Annotated in this window: 19 protein-coding genes; 10 read left to right on the top strand and 9 right to left on the bottom strand. The window is 65.7% G+C overall.

All coding sequences use genetic code 11. The features are described 5' to 3' along the window. Window positions 1–112: 112 nt before the first annotated feature. Window positions 113–1,522 carry a hypothetical protein gene (locus tag DAT35_RS15610; RefSeq protein ID WP_158501717.1) on the top strand — a complete coding sequence of 470 codons (1,410 nt, stop codon included), beginning with the start codon at window positions 113–115 and terminating at the stop codon, window positions 1,520–1,522. A gap of 88 nt (window positions 1,523–1,610) precedes the next feature. Here DAT35_RS15610 and DAT35_RS15605 read toward each other — a convergent pair whose 3' ends face one another. The 4 genes from DAT35_RS15605 to DAT35_RS15590 all read right to left on the bottom strand — a co-directional run bounded on the left by DAT35_RS15605 (window position 1,611) and on the right by DAT35_RS15590 (window position 4,997). Next, window positions 1,611–2,363 carry a CehA/McbA family metallohydrolase gene (locus DAT35_RS15605; protein WP_108067773.1) on the bottom strand — a complete coding sequence of 251 codons (753 nt, stop codon included), beginning with the start codon at window positions 2,361–2,363 and terminating at the stop codon, window positions 1,611–1,613. A gap of 1 nt (window position 2,364) precedes the next feature. Beyond that, window positions 2,365–2,775 carry a hypothetical protein gene (locus DAT35_RS15600; protein WP_108067772.1) on the bottom strand — a complete coding sequence of 137 codons (411 nt, stop codon included), beginning with the start codon at window positions 2,773–2,775 and terminating at the stop codon, window positions 2,365–2,367. A gap of 213 nt (window positions 2,776–2,988) precedes the next feature. Continuing rightward, on the bottom strand, window positions 2,989–3,834 hold the full coding sequence (locus tag DAT35_RS15595; RefSeq protein WP_108067771.1) for an RNA polymerase sigma-70 factor: 846 nt from the start codon (window positions 3,832–3,834) through the stop codon (window positions 2,989–2,991). Beyond that, window positions 3,831–4,997: an NAD(P)/FAD-dependent oxidoreductase gene (locus tag DAT35_RS15590; protein ID WP_108067770.1), complete on the bottom strand. Its 1,167-nt coding sequence runs from the start codon at window positions 4,995–4,997 to the stop codon at window positions 3,831–3,833. Before DAT35_RS15590 ends, DAT35_RS15595 begins: the two co-directional genes overlap by 4 nt. Before the next feature lie 255 nt (window positions 4,998–5,252). On the opposite strand from DAT35_RS15590, the gene DAT35_RS15585 reads away from it, so the two are divergent. Next, window positions 5,253–6,182: a sterol desaturase family protein gene (locus DAT35_RS15585; protein ID WP_108067769.1), complete on the top strand. Its 930-nt coding sequence runs from the start codon at window positions 5,253–5,255 to the stop codon at window positions 6,180–6,182. 1,079 nt (window positions 6,183–7,261) lie between these two features. Here the strand turns inward: DAT35_RS15585 and DAT35_RS58155 are convergent. The 3 genes from DAT35_RS58155 to leuS all read right to left on the bottom strand — a co-directional run bounded on the left by DAT35_RS58155 (window position 7,262) and on the right by leuS (window position 11,768). Further along, window positions 7,262–8,098: a hypothetical protein gene (locus DAT35_RS58155; RefSeq protein ID WP_146209725.1), complete on the bottom strand. Its 837-nt coding sequence runs from the start codon at window positions 8,096–8,098 to the stop codon at window positions 7,262–7,264. 79 nt (window positions 8,099–8,177) lie between these two features. Then, complete coding sequence (locus DAT35_RS15575) at window positions 8,178–8,957, bottom strand: hypothetical protein (RefSeq protein ID WP_108067767.1); 780 nt, start codon at window positions 8,955–8,957, stop codon at window positions 8,178–8,180. Window positions 8,958–9,281: 324 nt separating this feature from the next. Then, window positions 9,282–11,768 (bottom strand): leucine--tRNA ligase, encoded by a 2,487-nt coding sequence (gene leuS / locus DAT35_RS15565; protein ID WP_108067766.1) that lies wholly within the window; start codon window positions 11,766–11,768, stop codon window positions 9,282–9,284. Window positions 11,769–12,053: 285 nt separating this feature from the next. On the opposite strand from leuS, the gene DAT35_RS15560 reads away from it, so the two are divergent. Both DAT35_RS15560 and DAT35_RS15550 read left to right on the top strand, forming a co-directional pair. Further along, a complete protein-coding gene (locus DAT35_RS15560) occupies window positions 12,054–12,386 on the top strand; it encodes a hypothetical protein (protein WP_108067765.1) in 333 nt (110 codons plus the stop codon). Between the two features lie 465 nt (window positions 12,387–12,851). Continuing rightward, on the top strand, window positions 12,852–13,175 hold the full coding sequence (locus tag DAT35_RS15550; protein WP_108067763.1) for a hypothetical protein: 324 nt from the start codon (window positions 12,852–12,854) through the stop codon (window positions 13,173–13,175). Window positions 13,176–13,408: 233 nt separating this feature from the next. Here the strand turns inward: DAT35_RS15550 and DAT35_RS15540 are convergent, their stop codons facing one another. Next, window positions 13,409–14,290, bottom strand: a complete 882-nt coding sequence (locus tag DAT35_RS15540; RefSeq protein ID WP_108067761.1) for a PhzF family phenazine biosynthesis protein — start codon at window positions 14,288–14,290, stop codon at window positions 13,409–13,411. A 119-nt stretch (window positions 14,291–14,409) separates the two neighbouring features. On the opposite strand from DAT35_RS15540, the gene DAT35_RS15535 reads away from it, so the two are divergent. Then, window positions 14,410–15,300, top strand: coding sequence for a LysR substrate-binding domain-containing protein (locus tag DAT35_RS15535; RefSeq protein WP_108067760.1), 891 nt, complete (start codon window positions 14,410–14,412; stop codon window positions 15,298–15,300). 197 nt (window positions 15,301–15,497) lie between these two features. Here the strand turns inward: DAT35_RS15535 and DAT35_RS15530 are convergent, their stop codons facing one another. Then, complete coding sequence (locus tag DAT35_RS15530; RefSeq protein ID WP_108067759.1) at window positions 15,498–16,394, bottom strand: DUF1444 family protein; 897 nt, start codon at window positions 16,392–16,394, stop codon at window positions 15,498–15,500. Between the two features lie 949 nt (window positions 16,395–17,343). On the opposite strand from DAT35_RS15530, the gene DAT35_RS15520 reads away from it, so the two are divergent. The 5 genes from DAT35_RS15520 (at window position 17,344) to DAT35_RS15500 (ending at window position 20,601) form a co-directional block, all read left to right on the top strand. Then, entirely contained in the window at window positions 17,344–17,760 is a 417-nt protein-coding gene (locus DAT35_RS15520) for an organic hydroperoxide resistance protein (protein WP_108067758.1), read from the top strand. Window positions 17,761–17,841: 81 nt separating this feature from the next. After that, entirely contained in the window at window positions 17,842–18,606 is a 765-nt protein-coding gene (locus tag DAT35_RS15515) for an alpha/beta fold hydrolase (RefSeq protein WP_108067757.1), read from the top strand. A 55-nt stretch (window positions 18,607–18,661) separates the two neighbouring features. After that, entirely contained in the window at window positions 18,662–18,946 is a 285-nt protein-coding gene (locus tag DAT35_RS15510; RefSeq protein WP_108067756.1) for a hypothetical protein, read from the top strand. 60 nt (window positions 18,947–19,006) lie between these two features. Then, a complete protein-coding gene (locus DAT35_RS15505) occupies window positions 19,007–19,855 on the top strand; it encodes a DUF692 domain-containing protein (RefSeq protein WP_108067755.1) in 849 nt (282 codons plus the stop codon). Further along, complete coding sequence (locus DAT35_RS15500; RefSeq protein ID WP_108067754.1) at window positions 19,852–20,601, top strand: DNA-binding domain-containing protein; 750 nt, start codon at window positions 19,852–19,854, stop codon at window positions 20,599–20,601. Before DAT35_RS15505 ends, DAT35_RS15500 begins: the two co-directional genes overlap by 4 nt. The last annotated feature ends 14 nt before the right edge of the window (window positions 20,602–20,615 follow it).

Genomic DNA, 20,615 nt, shown 5'->3' with positions numbered 1-20,615 from the left:
GGACTTGTTATCAAAGTCCCCATCGCTTCCCGCTCACTCGTCAGCCGCTGAACCATTTACACTGCTCGCCATGTCACGATGGCTGATCGCGCTGTTGGCTCTTTCGGGATGTGTGAGTTCCGTCACGTCGTCCGATGCGGGGACTTCCAGTGACGCGGGCCCTGTCGTCAGCGATGCGGGCGAATCGCTCGACGCAGGTAACGACGGTGGCGTCGATGCAGGCGTGCGCGATGCCGGCGACTCCCCTGGCTGGGGTCACGGCACCCAGCCCGGCACGTTCATCAACGATGTGTGGACGCCCGGGCGCGACAGCGACGGCCGAGTGAACGAATCGAGCTGGGCGCTGGTGCCGCACGGCCGGTGGGTGAGCGTCGCGGGCACGAAACTCGAAGGCCTCGGTGCGCAGGTGCAGGCCGCTATTCCTGGGTGGAGGGACTACGGCAGCATGGGCTGGAGCGGCGTCACCGAAGCGTGGAACGCGCCGGCCTTCGACCTCGCCGGCCGCCGGCTGTGGCGTCACGGCGGTGGTCACAGCGACTCGAGCAACAACGGCATCTACCGCTTCGATCTCGACTCGATGCGCTGGTCGATCGAACACATGCCGAGCGACACCAGACTCTGGAGCCAGGCGTACCGCGAGTCAGGCACCTTCGCGGGCTGCCCCGAGTCTCGCGCGGCCTACGACGCCGAAGTCGACGCAGGGACCTGGGCGCAGCGCGACCACTGGTACTACGACGAGATCTTCTGGGATCGCACCGAAAGCAACCCCATGGGCAACCCCACGGCGCGGCACGTGTACGACGGCTTCATCTACGTGCCCGAGAGCAACGAGCTGATCGTCGCCTGCCGCCGGCTGTGGCGGTATTCACTCGCGAGCCACAAGTGGACGATCAAGACGCACCCGCGCGCCGACGGTGACTCCTACGCCTTGACGGAGGAGGTGATTGCGGTGCTCGACCACGAGTCGAAGCTGGTGATCGGCTCCTGTGGCTCCGGCGGCCCCTTCGCAGCCGATTACGATCTGCGCACCGACACCTGGCTCGCCCCGCGCGCGACCTGGGGCAGCTGGGACTGGAGCGGTGGCGCCTACACGCAGGAAGGCGACATCGTGACGATCTTCGTGCCACCGAACAGCGCCGGGTACTACGCCTCACCTGGCCGCTGGCAGCGCTACGATGTGGCCACCCACACCGTGCTCTCGTCGGGCTCGACGTGGAAGTACGAAGGTGGCCTGTCGCTCGCCTCGTTCCCCGACACCGATCACGCCACCGACGGCCACGGCATGGTCTACGTGCCGACCGAGGACGTCTATTGGGTGTACACGAAGCTCAACAGCGGCATGACCTGGCTGGAGCTCGACCTCAAGACCACGCCCGCGACGCTGCGGCCGAAGACCTTCGCCAACGCCGCGCCCGTACTGCAGAGCGGCATCGCGCGGCGCCGGGCGATCTACTTCCCCAGCCTCGACGCCATCGTGTGGATGAGCCCCGGGGATCAGGACGTTCTCGTCTTCCGTCTGTGAGGCTTCCTGTGCAGGGGGCCGCGCCCCACCATCTCCCTCTCCGACGAGTGGGTCCCCGCCCGCCCCTCCGGGCCCTGGCACATCCCGGTTACGGCAACGGCACGTCGAACCAGATGGGCGATGAATAGGCTTCATTGATTGGTTTGTCGGCACCACTCGCGTCAACGAGCTGCGCCCGGACATAGAGGTCCCTGTCGACATTCAGGGGGATGACGATCTCCCTCGTCCCAGAGACGGTCTGGTTGAGGAGATCGGTTTCGCTGGACAGCCCGAGCCGCCCCACCTTCACCTGGAGCTGCCTCGTGACAGGCGCGTTGACGGTCACGACGACCTCCCACAGACGCGAGGCTCCCGAGAGGGTGAGGGGGACGACGGAACCCATCCAACGGTAGTCGCTCGGGTCGTGGGGCATGCTGGGGTCCGGGTTGACGGGCCGGACCCAGAGCGCCACGCCCGCGCCGGTCGAAATGTAGGAGCGGCCCGCGCGCAAGGCCTCCACGATGCCCGTCATGGTGAGGCTCTTCGCATAGGGGACGGTCGCCCCAGCATCGCTCACCGGGTCCGCTCCGTTTTCCCCATTGCAGCTGTGCGCATCGCGGCCAAAAGTGGGCAGGGCACGCGCTCCTTGCAGCAGGAACTGGGTCCACAAGGTCATGGAGACCCTGTCCTGAGGCTCCATCTCCTTGTTGATGACTTCCATGCTGAAGGGCATGCGAGTCGCCAGATCCGTCTTCAGGACCTCCGCGAGGACCTGCCCCCGCATCGTGGTGTTGCCATCCACGTCATCATAGGGATGGGCGATGATGGGAAACCCGCCGTGGTCGTGAATCTCCCGAATCACCTCAGCCGTCTCTTCGTGCCCCGTCCTCTGTGACCTCCATCCCTGGCACCCCCGCGAAGCCCTGTTTCTGCCAGTTGTCCCGGATGCTGTCGTACTCATCCCCGTACTCCTGTACGTCCATCCAGAACCCGCCATAGCGGGAGGGGTAATGGTCCGTCATCGCGGCCCAATCGATGCCAGGCATGCCCTGGTAGCGGCTCAGCATGTCGGGCCACGGGTTCTCCCCGTCGGAGACCACCGAGTGATTGTGGGGAACTCCCGGGTGCCAGTACGTGAGACTCTCGCCCACTCCCTGGGCCAGGTCCGCGGGCAGTGGGGGTTTGAAATTGGCTGGCGTTGCCCTGGCGACGGGCGCTTGCACTGCCGCGCAGAAAAGGCCGGTGACGACACCCAAGACATGGAGACTTCTCATGATTTCTCCCTCGAACGCTGGATGCTTCAGTGCCCCGGATTGGGCTCCGAGGAACGCGAGAGCAAGGGGAGTGCCAGCTGGCGGGAGTCGCCCCGGGGGAGATGGGGCCGCATCCATGCAAGGATTGCTCGGGGGACGCCGGGCGGGGAGTGCAAGAGTTGCACAGGTGGCAACTCTTGCACCGTCGAGATGTCCACGGCCGCGCGATGCGGCTCAGATGCGAGCGAGCTTGTCCGGGTTGAGGACCGAGCGGATGGCGTGGATGTGAGCGCCATCCGTCTCGAAGGAGATGACGTCGAAGACGGCGCCGTTCCACCGCAGCACCAACCCGGGCCAGCCATTCACCTCGGCGAACTCTGGAACGATTCCGGCCGGGGCCTTCTTCATGATGCCGAGGAACAGGCGAGCCACGGCGTCCGCGCCATGGACGGGGTTGCGCGACGCGCCCCGGACCTTGCCACCTCCGTCGGCCCAGCTCGTCACGTCATGGGCGAGCAGGTTCTTGAGGCCCTCCAGATCGCCACTGAGACAGGCGGACATGAAGCCCGTCACCAGCCGCTCATGCGACTCCTTGGAGGGAGCGAAGCGCGGCCGCCGCGTCCGGATGTGGTCCCGGGCGCGGTGGAGGATCTGCCGGCACGCGGCCTCCTCCTTGCCCACCATCTCGGCGACCTCGGAGTGGCTGTACCCGAACACCTCATGCAGCAGGTACACGGCGCGCTCGACGGGCGACAGGCTCTCGAGCAGCACCAGGAACGCGAGCGAGATCGACTCGGAATCCACCTGCGTGTCGGTGCGGACGGGCTCGGGGAGCCACGGCCCGACGTACTGCTCGCGCGTCACCTGCGCGCTCTTGAGGCGGTCGAGGCACAACCGGGTGACCACCGTCGACAGGAACGCCCGATCCGAGCGCACGTCCTCGCGCCCCGCGGCCTCCCAGCGCAGCCACGCCTCCTGGACGATGTCCTCGGCCTCGGCGACCGAGCCGAGCATCCGGTAGGCGATGGCGATCATCGAGGGCCGATGGGCCTCGAAGGATTCCAGGGCTCCGTCCGTCATGCTGCCAGTCTCCCCTCTTGCGCCGCCGGGGGCGAGAGCTTCCGACCCGTCTTGGTCCAGGCGTAGAAGCTCAGGCCCTTGCGCTCGGCAGCGAGAGTCCAGCTCACGCCGAGGCAGATCGCCTCCTTGAGCCAGGCGCCCAGGCGGTTGCGGAACACCCAGCCCGTCGGCGAGCCATGACGGTAGGGCTGCACGAGCCCGTCCCGGCGCCCCAGGCTGATGCAGAAGGCCACGTCCATGTAGTCGAAGGGCTCCGAGTCCTGGCCCCGCGAGAGTCGCGAGAGCCTCTCGGCGGCGTACACCCCCATGGGCATGGCGGTCTTGCAGCCCATGAGCATGGAGGAAGGAGGATCGACGGGCGCGGCCGCGTCACCGATGACGTGGAGGTTCTCGTGCCCGAGCGCGCGCAGGTACGAATCCACGAGCACCTGTCCGCGTGCGTTCACGGACAACCCCGACTGACGCAGGAGCTCCGGAGCGACGAAGCCGCCGGCCCATAGGCAGGCATCGAACGGCACGCTGCGATCCTCGAGCTCCACGGAGCCTGCCTGGAGCCGCTTCACCCTCCCCTGCTCGAGGGTGACGCCGAGCCGGTTCAGGCTCCGGCGCAGGTGCTCCCGTCCGGCCTCGGAGAGGTTGCCTCCCAGGTCTCCGGCGTAGAGCAGCGTCACCTGGAGGCCTGGGTGGGCCTCGGCGAGCTCGCTGGCGCCCTCGATGCCCGTGAGGCCTCCACCGACGACGACCACGCGTCCCTTGCGGGCGGCGATGGCGGGGAGGCGCTCGGACAGCGATGCGGCGGAGGCGGCGTCCAGCGTGAAGGCGTGCTCGCGGACTCCCGGCACTCCGTCCAGGTCCACGTGGGAGCCGAGCGCCACCACCAGCTGCTCGAACGGCAGCCGCTCGTCGCCGAGGAGGACCTCGCCTCGCGGGTCGATGCGGGTGACGCGGCCGATCTTCAGGGTGATGCCCGTGCCCGCCACCATCTCGGCGAGCTCACGCTTCACCGGCTCCGAGCCGGCCGCCCGCTCATGCAACCGGATGCGATCCACGAACCACGGGCTCGCGCTCACCAGCGTGACCGCGACCTGCCCGCGCGTGCGCCGCGCGAGCCGAAGTGCACAGATGAGTCCCGCATAACCACCACCCAGGATGACAACGCGCATGATGACGTCTCCTTGTTTTTCGCCCGGGAGACGACTCAGCGCGCAAGGGCGTGACACCCGTGCGCGAAATCTCGAAGACCTCGTGATTTCAACCCCTTACACCAATGCCCCACCTGCTTGAGGGCTCAGGCAGCGGGGAGCGGATAGCCGCCTGCCTGCTCCAGCGTCGTGACCACCTACAGCCGCGTCATGGGCAAAGCGAGGTAGCAAGTTCATACAAGGCCCGAGGAGGACGGTCGCGGCAGGGTCGTGGGCATGAGCACCACTCCCACCGCGGCTCGCCTCCCGGCCTCGCCTGTCACCGGGTCCATCCGCCACACAGTCCTGCGTTACGGCTATGCGCCGCTCCTGCTCCTCGGAGCCAATGGCGCAGCGGTGCACCTCATCGCCAGCAACGCGCCCAGGGGATGGTTGCTCGCCCTGCTGCTCGGCGCGGTGGGCCTCTCGTTCCTCGTCGAGCACATCATCCCCTATGAGGTGGAGTGGAACCGCTCCCACGGCGACGCACTTCGCGACGTGCTACACGCGGTCGTCAACGAGGTGGCCAACCTCGTCAGCCTCGCGACGTTGCCGCTCATCACCGCTCTCGTGACGGTGGCGGACCTCTGGCCGCGGCAGTGGCCATTTGTGCTTCAGCTCCTCTTCGCCCTCCTCGTCTTCGACTTCGGCGTGACACTCACCCACTTCGCGAGCCACAAGCTGCCGCTGCTCTGGCGTTTCCACGCCGTGCACCACAGCGTGAAGCGATTCTATGGCTTCAATGGCTTGATGAAGCACCCGGTGCACCAGGCCCTGGAGATGACGGTGGGCGTCCTCCCCCTGGTGCTCATCGGCCTGCCGGAGGACGTGGCGACCGCGCTGGCGTTCTGCACCGCCATCCAGCTGCTGCTGCAGCACTCGAATGCGGACTACCGGATGGGCGCCCTGCGCTACGTCCTTGCCCTCAACGAGGGGCACCGCTTCCACCACCTCAAGTGGGCGGGCATCGGCGACGTCAACTTCGGCCTCTTCACCCACTTCTGGGACTGCCTGCTCGGCACCTTCACCGCCGATCCGAAGAAGCGCTTCACCACGGAGGAGCTCGGTATCGGCAAGCAGCCGGACTATCCCACCGCCTACTTCGCGCAAATCCTGGAGCCATTCCGCACCTACGGGCGTGAAGCCCCGCGGCGCCCCGGTCGCTGACACGTCCTGACACATCCGCAGGCACAGCCGAGGGAGACACGCAATGCCCAAGGCACAGGCAGTGACGCTCAGACAGAACCCGGTGTGTACCCGGCGCGGCATGGGAGCGTAAGCGGCGAGGACTCCGTCCCGGGGGCCGAAACGAGTCCTATGACACATTCCCTGGGGGCCCGAGGTGCTCGAGGCCTTCGGCGCCGACATCCATGTGGGCACCTACGAAACGGCCCTCTCCGTCTTCCGATAGGGAGCTTCACTTTCGCTGGCGACACTTGAAGGAGAGCACCTCGATCGTCTCGAGGGCATCCTCCCTGTTCCCGCGCTGAAACATCGCGAAGCCACCCAGGACACTGGGGCACTCCACCGATTCGAGAGGGGGGGGCGTTCAGACCACATCCTCACCCGGATGCAATCGTGCACCCGCTCGTCCATGACGACCTTCACGTCGATGGCCAACGCAAGCCGGGTGTCCACCATGCCGTCGGCATCGGGGTCCCGCTTCGTGGGAGGGCGGCAGGATGAAGGCACCTCACCTGAGAGCCACGGCTTGAGATCCACGCGGATACGAAGCGGCCCTTCCGCGGGTGGCGCTCCAACGCGCCGCCACACCTCTTCCACCCTTTTGACACCCGGACACGGCTCCGGGCGGGTGCCACACATGATGTCACCGCCGTAGGAGGAGATGCGCTGGGTTACCTCTACATCCACACGCTTCCCGCCGACCTCCAGGACGTCCCGACGCAGGAATTGCTGGGAGAGGACCAGGCCATTTCCCCAGAGCGACGGCTCGAACTCCATCGAGCAGCACTGCTTGCTGCGCGTCCCATCGCTCTGCACTCGCTCGGAACGCAGCTCCGCCCGGAAGTCACTGTCGGGACGCATGCGCGTGATGTGCTCCACGAAGGGCGCTCCCCCTCCCGCGGGCAGGTGGCGCCGGGTCAAGGTGCTGCCCGGTTTGCACTGCGGCCAGTAGAGCGGAGCGGGATGTGTCCACTCCACGGGAACGGGCTCGCGCTTCATGGATGGGGGCCCCGCTCCGAGGAGGAACAGGGCCATGCTGAAGAGGACACCCCGTGCGGCCTTCATGCACTCCACCTGGAGAAGGGCTTCAAGGCCGAATTCGCCTTTTCAAATTCCTTGATCAACTGCTTCAAGATCTTGCGTTGTTCGTTAGTGCTTGATGGAGCTAAAAGTCGTCCGTTCAAGCATTGGTACCAGGCTTCAGTTTTGTGGGGCCACGAGACTAACAAGTTAAAAATCCCTTCCGCGTCACCGGCTGATGCGAGGGCCGAGATTTTTTGATTCAAAAGATCGTCATGACTTGGCGTCGGGGTTGGATTTTCCGTGGGCTCATTCGACGAATCGGTGTCGACTATTTCCGCATCGGGGTCTTGAACAACCTTGTCCAAGAAATTCTTCAGCAATTCTTCAATGGCCTGAGGCGCTGGTTTTGATTTGAGTAGTTTTTCGAATTTCCCCCACTCATCTTGATGGTAATGGAGAACATAGGTTTTTCCATTTTGATCAAAGACGAAGTAATCATAAGACTCATCATCAATTTTGAAAAAACCAAAGCAGCGCAGCTTGGAATTGATCTCTTCAATTTCTTGCGGCTGAAAGCTGGATTCAATTTCGGGTCGTCCGCCCCAGCTCCGATCCAACCATTCTAAAAGTCCCGGAAACATTTGATCCAGGCCCAGAGGCTCTACGAAAAGACAAAGACTTTCCCAAGAGTCCGTATCATCAGGAACCGCAACTCGAGAATGCTCGGTGAAGAAACTCTTGAGTTCTTCTGGGATTTTGGTTTTGTTTATCTTTTCAAATTGCTCGAGAGCGTCTTGGGAGTAGGGATTTTCAACTGTCTTTTGGAAGACTCTCAGGGAGTCTTTGATGATTGAGTTAGATTTTGCGTTTGTCATATCTATTTCCCTTTCCTCGTTGTCCAATTGGGCATGTCGAATCCTTAGCGCTTGCAGCCCTATTTGATGAACAAGTGGCTCAATCGATCTTGCATGCCACGATCGGCCACAACCTGGCATGGATGGTCCCGCACACATTCATCAGGCCGTCCAAGGCATCGGCGTGCGCGCGGAACCGCGAAATGTGCCAGGTCAATCGATCACCAAACCAGTCCACCTCTTCCAAGAACTGGAATGAGCATTTCAGAGGCTCCACCGGCGAAACACCATAAGCCCCGGACGACGCTGCATGAGCCCACAGCAGCAACAGTTGTTCGATCTCGCCTTTCCCTTCGTCCGGCGGCGAGCCATTGAATGACAGATTCAGTTCGAACTTGTCCTGCCCTTCATGCGAAATGTGGTTCGGGAAAGGCAGCGTGGCTCTTGGGGGATACGACTGCTCCACACGCCCGTCCAGCGGCAGAACACTCGTGCAGGTCTTGCCTTTGGCTGATATCTCGACGCGCTCCAACAGAGGGGCGACGTCGCCACTCATGAAGAGACTTGCGAGCACCGCAACGGCATCGTCGCCGGCAGGCCAACCCGTGAGCGTCCAGGCAAGGAATTCCTCCCCTTCCTCCGCCGACTCGAACAACGGCGTCATGGGATCGAAGCCCTGGGGCGGCACCACGCCGAAAGCGCCCGTCGCGCAGAGAACGCCGAAGTGCATGAGCTTCGCGTGAAGTAACGGGCGAACGTCGTCCATGTCAGGACGTCCGGCGACCGTCAGGCTGACGCGAGTGGAGATGCCGGCGCCAAAGAGCGGCCCCTCGGACACCAGGAACTTGAAGGGAAGTTGATAGGTGGTTGAAGGCTTCATCAGTGTTCTGGACCGTTGCCCGATGCGCACAGGTCATCTGCGCCCGGTGTGGAGGCAGGCACCAGGAGCTGGCATGCCTGACGGCTCCCCGTGGGGGGCGCGCTCTTTTCGAGCACCTGGCACTGCCCTCTCCGCCCGCTCAGCTGGCCCCGGCCCAGGGGCCAGCGCAGCTCGCGTGGTGTTGAGCGCCAAGCCCCAGGCCGGGTGTCAGACGACTCGTAAGCGGCGAGGACTCCGTCCCGGGGGCCGAAACGAGTCCTATGACACATTCCCCGGGGTGAGGGGGCCACGGGCCCCAGGTTGGGCCCGAGCCCCCGAGGCCGTTCAGCCGACGACCAGGTTGATGATGCGGCCCGGGACGTAGACGAACTTCTTCTCCGTCTTGCCCTGGGTGTGGGCCAGGACGTTGGGGTCATTCGCGATGGCGGCGCGAACCTCGGCCTCGGTGGCATCGCGGCGCAGCTTCACCTTGCTGCGCATCTTCCCGTTCACCTGGACGCCCATCTCGACGACATCGTCCACGGTGAGGGCGGGGTCGTAGGAGGGCCAGGGCTCGTAGGCCAGACTCTGGGTGGCACCGAGCCGCTCCCACAGCTCCTCGGCCAGGTGGGGCGCGAAGGGCGACAGCAGGAGCGCGAACGTCCGGGCCGTCTCGAGCGGCACGCGAGGACTATCCGCGAGCCGGTTGGTGAGGATCATCAGTGCGCTCACGGCGGTGTTGAGCCGGAGGGCCTCGATGTCCTCGCCGACCTTCTTCACCGTCTTGTGCAGCAGCCGGAGCGTCTCCTCGTCGAGCGTGGCTTCGGCGGCGCCGGGCTCCTCGCGGACGAAGGCCAGGGTATTCCAGGCGCGGTCGAGGAAGCGGCGGACGCCGGTGACGCCCTGGGTCTGCCAGGGCTTCACGGCCTCGAGGGGGCCCATGAACATCTCGTAGACGCGGAGCGAGTCGGCGCCGTGGCGCTGGACGACTTCGTCGGGGTTGACGACGTTGCCGCGCGACTTGGACATCTTCTCGTTGTTCTCGCCGAGGATCATCCCCTGGTGGACGAGCTTGCCGAAGGGCTCGGGGTGCGAGACGACGCCGCAGTCGAAGAGGACCTTGTGCCAGAAGCGGGCGTAGAGCAGGTGGAGCACGGCGTGCTCGGAGCCGCCGACGTACAGGTCCACGGGCATCCACGCGTCATAGGCCTCCTGGGAGAAGGCGGCCTGGGTGTTGTGTGGGTCGAGGAAGCGCAGGTAGTACCAGCACGAGCCGGCCCACTGGGGCATGGTGTTCGTCTCGCGGGCGAACCACTTGCCGTCCTTCTGGAAGAAGCGCCAGTCGAGCGCGCGCGACAGCGGCCCCGCGGGGTCGTCCGAGGGCTTGAAGTCCTCGAGCTCGGGCAGGCGCACGGGCAGCTCGCTCTCGGGCACGGCGATGGGCTGGTCGTAGCGCACCGTGTGCGGATGCTTGCGCGGATCCGTGGAGCCGGGGGGCAGCTCGACGGGGAAGTAGACGGGGATGGGCTCGCCCCAGTAGCGCTGGCGGGAGAAGACCCAGTCGCGCAGGCGGTACTGCACCCGGCGTGTGCCCAGGCCCTTCTGCTCCAGGTGGGAGCTCATCGTGGCCTTGGCCTCGGGCGTGCGCTGGCCGTCGAGGAACCCCGAGCGCACGGCGACACCCTCGGCGGTGAAGGCCTCGGCCCAGGAGGCGGTGTCGTGGAGCTGGCCGTCGGGCGAGACGACCTCGACCACGGGCAGCCCGAAGGCGCGGGCGAACTCGAAGTCGCGCTCGTCGTGCGCGGGCACGCTCATGATGGCGCCGGTGCCGTAGGAGCCCAGCACGAAGTCCGCCACCCAGATGGGCAGCCGGGCCCCGGTGATGGGGTGGAGTGCGTAGGCTCCGGTGAACTCACCCGTCTTCGTCTTGGTGAGCGCCGTGCGATCCATGTCGCTCTTGCTGACTACCGAGTCCCGGTAGGCGAGCACCTTCTGCCGGTGCTCCGGGGTGGTGAGCGACTCGAGCAGCGGGTGCTCGGGGGCGATGACCATGTACGTGGCGCCGAAGAGGGTGTCCGGGCGCGTGGTAAAGATGCGGAGCTTCTCGCCGCGGCCCTCGAGGGCGAAGTCCACCTCGGCGCCCTCGCTGCGGCCAATCCAGTGGACCTGCTTCTCCTTCGTCTCGGGCCAGTCGAGCCCCTGGAGCTCCTGCGCCAGGCGGTCCGCGTAGGCGGTGATGCGCAGCGTCCACTGACGGAGCGGGAGGCGGACCACGGGGTGGCCACCGCGCTCGCTCTTGCCGTCGATGACCTCCTCGTTGGCGAGCACGGTGCCGAGGGCGGGGCACCAGTTCACGGGCAGCTCGGCCTGGTAGGCGAGCCCGCGCTCGAAGAGCTTGAGGAAGATCCACTGTGTCCAGCGGACGTAGGCCTCGTCGGTAGTGGCCAGCTCGCGCGACCAGTCATACGAGAAGCCGAGCGACTTGAGCTGCCGCTTGAAGGTGGCGATGTTCTTCGCCGTGGTCTGGGCGGGGTGGGTGCCGGTCTCGATGGCGTGCTGCTCGGCGGGGAGGCCGAACGAGTCCCAGCCCATGGGGTGGAGGACGTCCACGCCGCGCATGCGCTGGTAGCGGGCCACGATGTCGGTGGCGGTGTAGCCCTCCGGGTGGCCCACGTGGAGCCCCGAGCCGGAGGGGTAGGGGAACATGTCGAGGATGTACGCCTTGGGGCGGCCCGGATGACGGCGGGCTGCGAAGGTCTTCTCCTGCTCCCAGCGGGCCTGCCACTTGGGCTCGATGGATGAGGGATCGTACTTGGGACGCTCGGTGGACATGGCTGCCGTATGTAGCACGACGCTCGGGGGAGACGCCGTCCTCTGTCGAGGTCCCGCCGAGCCCTTCCGAACACGGAGTCGCACGAACAGTCACGGTCGCGTCAGGGACGATGACCTGCTCCCGTATGCTGGGCCTGGCCACGGTGATGACGTACTCCCCTGAACGACTCCGTGAGCCCGCCCCCATGCCACACGGCCCCAACCACGAGGACGGCCCCATGCCCCCGGCTTCAACGCCCGCCCCCTTCGCACGGCTGTGGCATCGAGGGGGCGCCCAGGCTTCGCGTGCTGAGCTTGAAGGATAATGACTTCTCCGAAGAGGGCATCGATGCCCTGGTGGAGTTCGCCACGCGCCTGCCGTCGCTGCGGGTCCTCGCGCTCGACATGAGCCTCCCGCTGAAGCCGTGGCGCGCGGACGACTTGCGCAGGATGGGACGCCTGTCCTTCCTGGACACCCTCAGCATCATGCAATCGGAGGAAGAGATGCCGGAGCGGCTGGAGAACCTCCTGCGGGGTCTGCTGCCCGACACGGACGTGCGCTCCCGGTGGACCTGGCGCCAGGCCTCGGGTGGGCTTCGCGGGCGCACGGTGCTCGACCCGGGACTCCAGCACCCGTGAGTGGGGCTGGCGGGCGCGAACGTGGCGGCGCAGGTACTCGACCGAGAGGGAGAGTCTGCTACGGAGCGCCGAAGAAGTGGAGGTAGCCCATGCAGACGGCGAAGAAGCCGCTGATGACCAAGTTCGAGTTTCGCACTTTTAGCGACGCTCGAGCAGCGGCCTTCAAGGAGCCGGGTAGGAGCAGGAGAAGGTTTTGTCGACCCTGTTTGTCCTGCCCCTGCTCGCTCCAGCTTCGCTCCCCCGCGCCGTCTTCAGGCGAGCTGGAAGGCGCCACCGGGAGCGGGGGCTACACAACTCACCAGCTCACCCTCCGCTCGCTCATCCCGACCGCTCGAAACTGCGAAACTCGAACTTATGTGATGTCGGGGACTTGCCCTACTACCGCCTGGGGGACCGCATCCACTGGGATGCCGCCCCCATGGTCGTGGCGAAGCGCCCTCAGTCTCTCAAGAGGAGAATCAGTGCATGCCGGTTGACCCTGAGTACCTCCCAGTCGAACTCCAGGAGCTTGCCCCAGCCATCCAGATGCGCATGCCGCGTGGGGGGGATCACTTGCGGCGGCGTCCTTCGGACGTTCCACGGGAGGTGTCGGCCTGGGTCGAAATCACCTTCGACCCCGCGTCTCCGATGCTGCCCGAGTCGGTGCGAACCTGTCTCGCGGCGGCGCTGGGCAGCACCAGCGTCGTGCGAGTCCTTGTCTACAGTGAGCGTTCGGTGTTCGCCAACAAGGAGGTCGCGCTCGAGCAATTGAAGGCGCAGCTCGGCTCGTTCCTTTCCCCCGGGCACTAATCTCGTGCTGCGCCGTTGTTGATCGTAATACCTCGCCGTCCCACGTCGTGACGGCGAGGTATTACAGAGGAGAGGGAGGCACCGCGCGCCCACACCAGCAGGTGGAAGTGGTTGGAAGCGAAGGTGAAGGCGTGCAGGCGTACGGAGCCGGAGCAGTCAGAAACACTTTGACACCTTCTCCGGCCGGTCGGCGCAGCAGCCCGCCGCATCAATGGGTGTCGAAAGAGCCCAGTTCATCGGACGCGAAGCGTGCCGCGGAGCACGACGGCCCCGCTGCCAGACAGCTCGGGCTCGGGCGTAAGCCGGACGTGCAGCAGGCTTCGGCGTCCCATGGCGACGCCCTGCTCCACCAGCAGCGCGCCCTCCTCGCGTCCAAGGAGATTTTCCGCGCCGAGATAGCCGCAAAGCGGGCCGGCCGCGGTGCCCGTCGCCGCGTCTTCCCAGAGCCCCACCGTCGGGTTGAAGAAGCGCGCATAGGCTGAGCCCGGCGCGGCGCTGTCGAAGGAATAGACGTAGCAGCCCTCGGCTTCGGCATCACGCAGCACCTTGAGGAGCACGTCCGCGGTGGGCCTTGCGCGGTCCACCGACGCGGCGTCGCGAACCCGGACCATCAGGTGACCCGCACCTGTGTCCGCGACGCGGGGCGCAGGTCGGGTCAGAACGTCCGCATCGTTCAACTGGAGCGCTGCGGCGAGCGCAGAGACGTCCGCGAAGGGTCGACCCAATCGCAGGGGAGCCTGCTTCATCCTCCCGAAGACACGCCCGTCGCGGCGCTGGAGCGTGATGGGCAACACGTCGTTGCCAATCTCCTGGTGGAACGTCCGCGGGAGGTCGAGCCGACCGAGGAGGCCTCGCTCTGCGAGCCACAGCCACGCCCCGAGCGCGTTGTGGCCGGCGCCGAAGATCTCCGCGCCGCTCGCCGTGAAGGAGCGCAGCCTCCAGTCCGCGCGCGTGCTCCTCAGCAGGAACGTCGTCTCCGCCTGGTTGAACTCGCCGGCGACCCGCCGCAGCGTCGCGTCCGGCAGCTCGTCCCCGCCTTCGACCACGGCCAGCGGATTTCCGTTCAGAGGCGCATCCGCGAACACGTCGATGAGCCCCGCTACCAATTCCGTCATGTGCTTCGCTCCCGCGTGGATGAGTGCTGCTCATCTTTTATTCGGCGAAAGGGTATAGTTTCGGTAGAGCGTCTGGCGCAAAGTCGATGTTTTCAGCCCTGAGATGAAAAGAGCTCAGCATGACCCGGTATGATCTTCCTCCGCTGGCAGCGCTGCGGGCCTTCGAGGCAGTCGCGCGTCACAGCAGCTTCAAGGCCGCAGCGGCCGAGCTCTTCGTCACGCCGACCGCCATCAGTCACCAGATCCGACAGCTCGAGACCGAGCTCGGCGTCCGGGTGCTCGATCGCACACCGAGATCGGTGGCCGTCACACCCGCCGGGAGAGAGCTGCTCGATGCCGTGGTGATGGGTTTCGCCGAGATCAGTCGAGCGGTATCGCGCCTTCGGCCGGGGAGGTCGCGCCCTGCGCTCACACTCTCCGCGACCACGGGCTTCTTGAGTCAGTGGCTCGTGCCTCGGCTCGAGGAGCTGCGGAAGCTTCTGCCCGAGGTCGATCTCCGACTGCACACGAGCGGGGCTGCCGTTCCGCTGCAGGCGGGAGCGGTCGACGTTGCAATCCGGTACGGCAGAGGCCCCTACGCCGGAGTCGACACGACTGTCCTGCGGGCGGACTCCTTCTCTCCCGTGTGCAGTCCCCGGCTCGGAGTCTCGCGACCGAGCGACCTGCGCCGCGCCACGCTCCTCCATGTCGACGGCCAGCGGGTGCCGCGCCCACCGCCGACCTGGAGCCGCTGGTGCGCCGAGGCAGGAGTCGCCGGCGTGAATACTGAAGTGGGTCCGCGCTTCAGCGACAGCCTCCATGCGGTGCAGTCCGCTCTCTCAGGTCAGGGGGTCGTCATCGCGAGCATCGTCCTCGTCGACGACGCGCTCAGGTCAGGATTGCTGGTCCGGCCGTTTCGTGAAGCGCTGAGCGGCGCGACGTACCACTTCGTGTCCGCGCCGGAGCTGAGCGAGCGCGAGGACGTGATCGCGTTGCGGGCGTGGTTTCAGCGCAAACTTGCCGAGGGCTGACGCTTCGAACGTGGCTTGAAGAATGCTGGAGCCGCATGCCCGCACCGAAAGACGCATCGGGCGAATGGGAGGCCAATGGAGGGTGGGAGGGCTGGAGCAGAGGGGATGACAACTCCAGGAGAGCAGCGCTGGCCCTTGGGCCGGGGCCAGCTTCGCGGGCGGCGAACTCCGTCCGCGTACCTGCCACGACTCCCTTACTACTGCGCCTGGAAGGTCTCCCATTTCCCCTTCCGCCGGATAAGCACCTGCTTGGAAATCGGGTGGTCGCCCCCGGCGAATGTCTCAGCGGCCAGAGCGCTGACCTTCTCGACCCCAGCCTTGCTCCGTGACCCGGTAACGAGGAGGATGTCTCGTGCGGGAACGGCGACGACGAAGTCGCCCTCCTTCTCTGTTGACTTCCCATCCCAGAGCTCATCGAACAGCAACAAGCTTGCCTCGAAGTTCCCGCCCGTCTTGGGAAGGATGAACATCCAGGTACCAGCGCCCCCCCGTTTCTCGACCGGCGGAATCTGCTGCCGGAGGTTCTTCAGAGCGGTCGCCCGAAGCTGTGCTCTTTCCAGCTTCAGCCGCTTCAGGTCCGCATCGGTCACGGGCATGAAGTGGGTGGGCTTGTTGAACGCATAGATGACCCACAGATCGCCAGCGAGCCTTTCTCCAATCTGGTTGTACTTGCCCGCCTTGATCATCTGCACGGATGCCTCGACCTCGCCCCTCACCAGGGGAACGATCTCCGACAGCTCACCCATTACCTTGCCGAGTGAAGCCTGGACCACATCCCGAAGCTGTTGAACATGGTTCCAAACGGCCTGTGCCCTGCTACCCGGCGAAGCTCGCCAGGGGTTCTCGAATCCAACCATCAGCTTTGCTCCCTGGCTGGTAACGGCGACCTTGAACGGGGCGACGACTGACACGGTCGCCTCCGGATCGGCGGCCCGGACAGCTTCGGCACAAAGGGCCGTAAAGCGATCCTCGTCGATTTTCGCGTCGCTCAGCCTGGTGGCGAGTTCCTTGGGCATTTCCGCGGCGAAGGAGGCACACGGGAGGAGTGTCATGGTTATCGCAAGGAGGAGGGCTCTTGATTGAACATGGCTCATATGTAGCGTCCCATTCTAGGCGCGGGTCTGACAGTCATCGGCGTGTACTCCAGCGCGCTGCCGGCTCGGGACCCCGAGAGGGTGTCAAAGAACTTGAGCCGAGAGGGTGTTCCGAGAGGGAGTCAAAGAATTCGAGCGACGCGCTCTGGCACCACACGCGGAAGGAAGGAGAAAGGCGGGAAGGGCGCAGAGAAGTCCCCACGCATCCAGCGAGCGGCTGCCTCTCGGAAAGCCGCGACGAAGGAAAGGTACTGCTCACTCAACTCGCGCAGCGCCTGGAGCGAGGATGCATGCCCCAGAGGCCGAGGGCTGCGCTTGAGGTGCTCGGGCCAGTCCTGGGCGAAGAGTTCCTGCACTCCTGCCTTGTCTTCGCTCCCCCTCTTGCTCCAGCGTTTCGTCCAATTGAACCACGGGAACAGTCGTCGCGCCGGCCCCAGCAATTGAGGCAGACACGTGAGGCCCGGCCACTCGGCGCTCTTCTCCACCAGCCCCTCTTTCACGCCATGGGACAGCACGTAGCGCAGCCGGCCTACCAGAGCCGTGTCGTCCAGGACAGGCTCAGCCGGGTAACGCCTTTCCCAGAAGCTGCCGCTCCAGTCCACGAGCCTGCCCACCTTCTTGGAGAGATTGGAGCGCAGGGTTGGAAGCGAAGGTGAAGGGCCAGAGCCAAGTCCTCAGAAAGACTTGAAGAGCGGTCGGTTGCCCGTCTACGGCGAGCCTTGTTCTCGCTCGGGTCCCTCGTCTCGAGTTCTCTGACGCCTTTCCCGCAGCGGGATGCGGGCGGGATTGTATCCGACTGTATCCGGCCGGGGACGCTACACATTCCGATGCCCTTCGGCGCCCGCCACGACACACCCGGGATACGCAACGACGGTTTCTTGTGCACATCGGCTGACCGACAGCCGACGCGCCCAAGGCGCAGTCATCAACCGCAACGGGAAACCCAACCATGGCACAGATCGACACCGTCCTCTACACCGGCAAGACCCACACCACCGGGGGCCGCGACGGCGAAGCGCGCAGTTCCGACAACCACCTCAACGTGAAGCTCTCGCCGCCCGGCTCCACCGGCCTCGGCACCAATCCGGAGCAGTTGTTCGCCGCTGGCTGGTCGGCGTGCTTCATCGGTGCGATGGGCCTCGCGGCCCGCGAGCGCAAGGTCGCCCTGCCGAAGGACACCGCGGTGGACGCCGAGGTCGACCTCGGCACTAGCGAAGGCGCGTACTTCCTCCAGGCCCGCCTCACCGTGAGCCTGCCGGGCCTCGACCGCGAGGTGGCCCAGGCCCTGATCGAGGCCGCCCACCGCACTTGTCCGTACTCGAAGGCGACGCGCGGAAACATCAACGTCGAGCTCGCCCTCGTCTGAGCCAGCGCCATTCCGCTGAACACCGCCCGATTCCCACGCTTCCCCATTCATTCCATCACCCAACCACTACAGGGATTGACCATGCGCAAACCGCTCACCATCGCCATCGCCGCGCTCGCCCTGGGCGGCTCCGCCGTCGGCTTCGCCGCCGACGCACCGACCCCGCCAGGCGTGAAGAACATCGTCATCGTGCCGGGCGCCTTCGTTGACGGCTCGGGCTGGCGTGTCGTGCACGACATCCTGATCCACAAAGGCTACACCGTGAGCATCGTCCAGCCGCGCATCGAAACGCTGGCCGACGACATCGAGCTGACCCACGAGCAGGTCCGCAAACAGAATGGCCCGGTCGTGCTGGTCGGCCACAGCTATGGCGGCGCCGTGATCACGCAGGCGGGCAACCGCGACAAGGTCAAGGCGCTGGTCTACGTGGCCGCGGTGCAGCCGAACGTCGGCGAGAGCCTGTCGCAGTTGGTCGCGTCCATGCCGTCGCCGAGCAACGACGTGGTGCCCACCCGCGACGGGCACCTGTTCTTCGACGAGAGCAAGTACGGCACCGACTTCGCCGGCGACCTCACGAAGAACCGCACGGACTTCATGGCCGTCTCGCAGGTGCCGGCCACCACCGCCGCCTTCGGCGCCACGATGCAGGTCGCCGCATGGCTCACCAAGCCGACCTGGGGCGTCGTCGCCACCGAGGACCGCGCCCTGAGCCCGGACCTCCAGCGCTGGATGTACAAGCGCGCCGGCTCGAAGGTCACCGAAATCAAAGCCAGCCACGTCGTCTACATCTCGCAACCGGAGAAGGTCGCCGAGGTGATCGAGGAAGCAGCGAAGAGCGTCAAGTAAACACCACCCCCTACACAACCCCGTCAACCCAAGCCCACCACGAAGGAGACACACCATGACAACCATTGCCACCAGGTCCCGCACCCGCCTCGCCGCCGCCGCCGCGCTCGCCACCCTCGCCGTCGCCTCGATCGGCTCGCCGGTCAGCGCCGCCGACAAGGCTCCCGCCAAGGAGCAGCCGGGTCGCTGCTATGGCATCAACACCTGCAAGGGCAGCAGCCTCTGCGCCACCGCCAAGAACGACTGCAAGGGCCTGAACAGCTGCAAGGGCCAGGGCGTTCTGGTGAAGACGCCGAGCGAGTGCAAGGCCGCCGGCGGCACGCTGACCGAGCCGAAGTAAGCGCCACGCGGGACCGGCGATTGGCCGGTCCCGCCCCCTCTCGCAGCAAGGAACAACGCCATGTTCACGCCACCCCCGAGCTTCTCCGGCTACGGCCTCGGCCTGCGCAAGGAGCATTACCGCGATTTCCTCGAGACCGATGTGCCGGTCGACTTCGTCGAGGTGATCTCCGAGAACTTCATGGTCGACGGTGGCCAGCCGCGTCACATCCTGCGCCAGGTGCGCGAGAAGCACCCGGTGGCGTTGCATGGCGTGTCCATGTCGATCGGGTCGGCCGATGGCGTGGACCGCGCCTACCTCCGTCGCCTGAAAGCACTGGCGGACGAGATCGAGCCGTTGTTCGTTTCCGATCACCTGAGCTGGTCGCGCATCGACGGGTTCAACGTTCACGACCTGCTGCCGCTGCCATACACCGCGGAGGCTCTGGCGATGGTCTGCCGGAACATCGACATGGCGCAGGAGACGCTGGGCCGGTCGATGCTGTTCGAAAATCCGTCCAGCTACATCGCCTTCGACTGCGCGTCGATGAGCGAATGGGAATTCCTCGCCGAGATGTCGCGGCGCACCGGCTGCGGCCTGCTGCTTGACGTGAACAACGTCTTCGTCAGCGCCAGCAACCACGGTTTCGACGCCCATGCGTTCCTGCGCGGCATTCCCGCCGATCGCGTGCGGCAGATCCACCTCGCCGGTCACACCCAGGGACCGGAACTGCTGATCGACACGCACGACCAGCCCGTGTGCGACGACGTCTGGTCGCTCTACGCCACGGCGATGTCGCGGGTCGGACCCGTGGCGACGATGATTGAGCGCGACGACTCGATCCCTCCGCTGGCGGAACTGCTCGACGAATTGAACACCGCGCGCGGCATCGGCCAGGGCCGGGCGCAGCGCATGCTGGAGGTCGCATGAACCTCGCCGAACTGCAGCGCGATTTCCGCGCCTGGCTGGTCACCGCCTCCGACGATTCGGCGCGGCGCTTCGGCGACCGAGCGACCACCGGATTGGCGGTCTACCAGAACAACTACCGTTCCCAACTGTTCGGCTGCCTGGAAGCGAGCTACCCGCAACTGCGCCGCTGGATCGGTGACGACGCCTTCCGCGAAGCCGCGATCACCCATATCAACAGCCGTCCGCCGCGCACGTGGACGCTCGATGCCTACGGCGGCGACTTCGGTGACACGTTGCTCGCGCTGTTTCCGCACAACCCCGACGTACACGAACTGGCCTGGATCGAGTGGGCGTTGTCCGAAGCCTTCGTCGCAGGCGATGCCACGCCAGCCTCGAACGACGAGCTGTTGCGGGTCGACTGGGACATGGCACGCCTGCGCCTGACCCCGAGCTTGCGCCAGCGCGTGGCTACCACCAACGCGGACGATATCTGGTCGGCCCTGCAGGACGCGGTCGAGGCGCCGAAGAGCGAGATGCTCGACGCGCCGGGCGGCCTTGTCGTCTGGCGATGCGACTTCACCTCGCGACTGAAGCGGATCGACCGTGTGGAGCACGCGGCCCTGCTCAGCCTGCGCGACGACGATCGTTTTGGCGCGTTGTGCGACACGCTGGTTGCACATCTCGGCGAGGAGGAAGGCGTGACCCGCGCCGGCACGCTGCTCGCCACCTGGCTCGGTGCCGGCATCGTCGTCGGTGTCGACGACTGACCTCACGGAGATTC

The sequence above is a fragment of the Vitiosangium sp. GDMCC 1.1324 genome (assembly GCF_003044305.1).
Classification (GTDB): Bacteria; Myxococcota; Myxococcia; order Myxococcales; family Myxococcaceae; genus Archangium.
The sequence above is the reverse complement of the archived record's forward strand: the minus strand, read 5'-3'. Positions and strand labels throughout refer to the sequence as shown.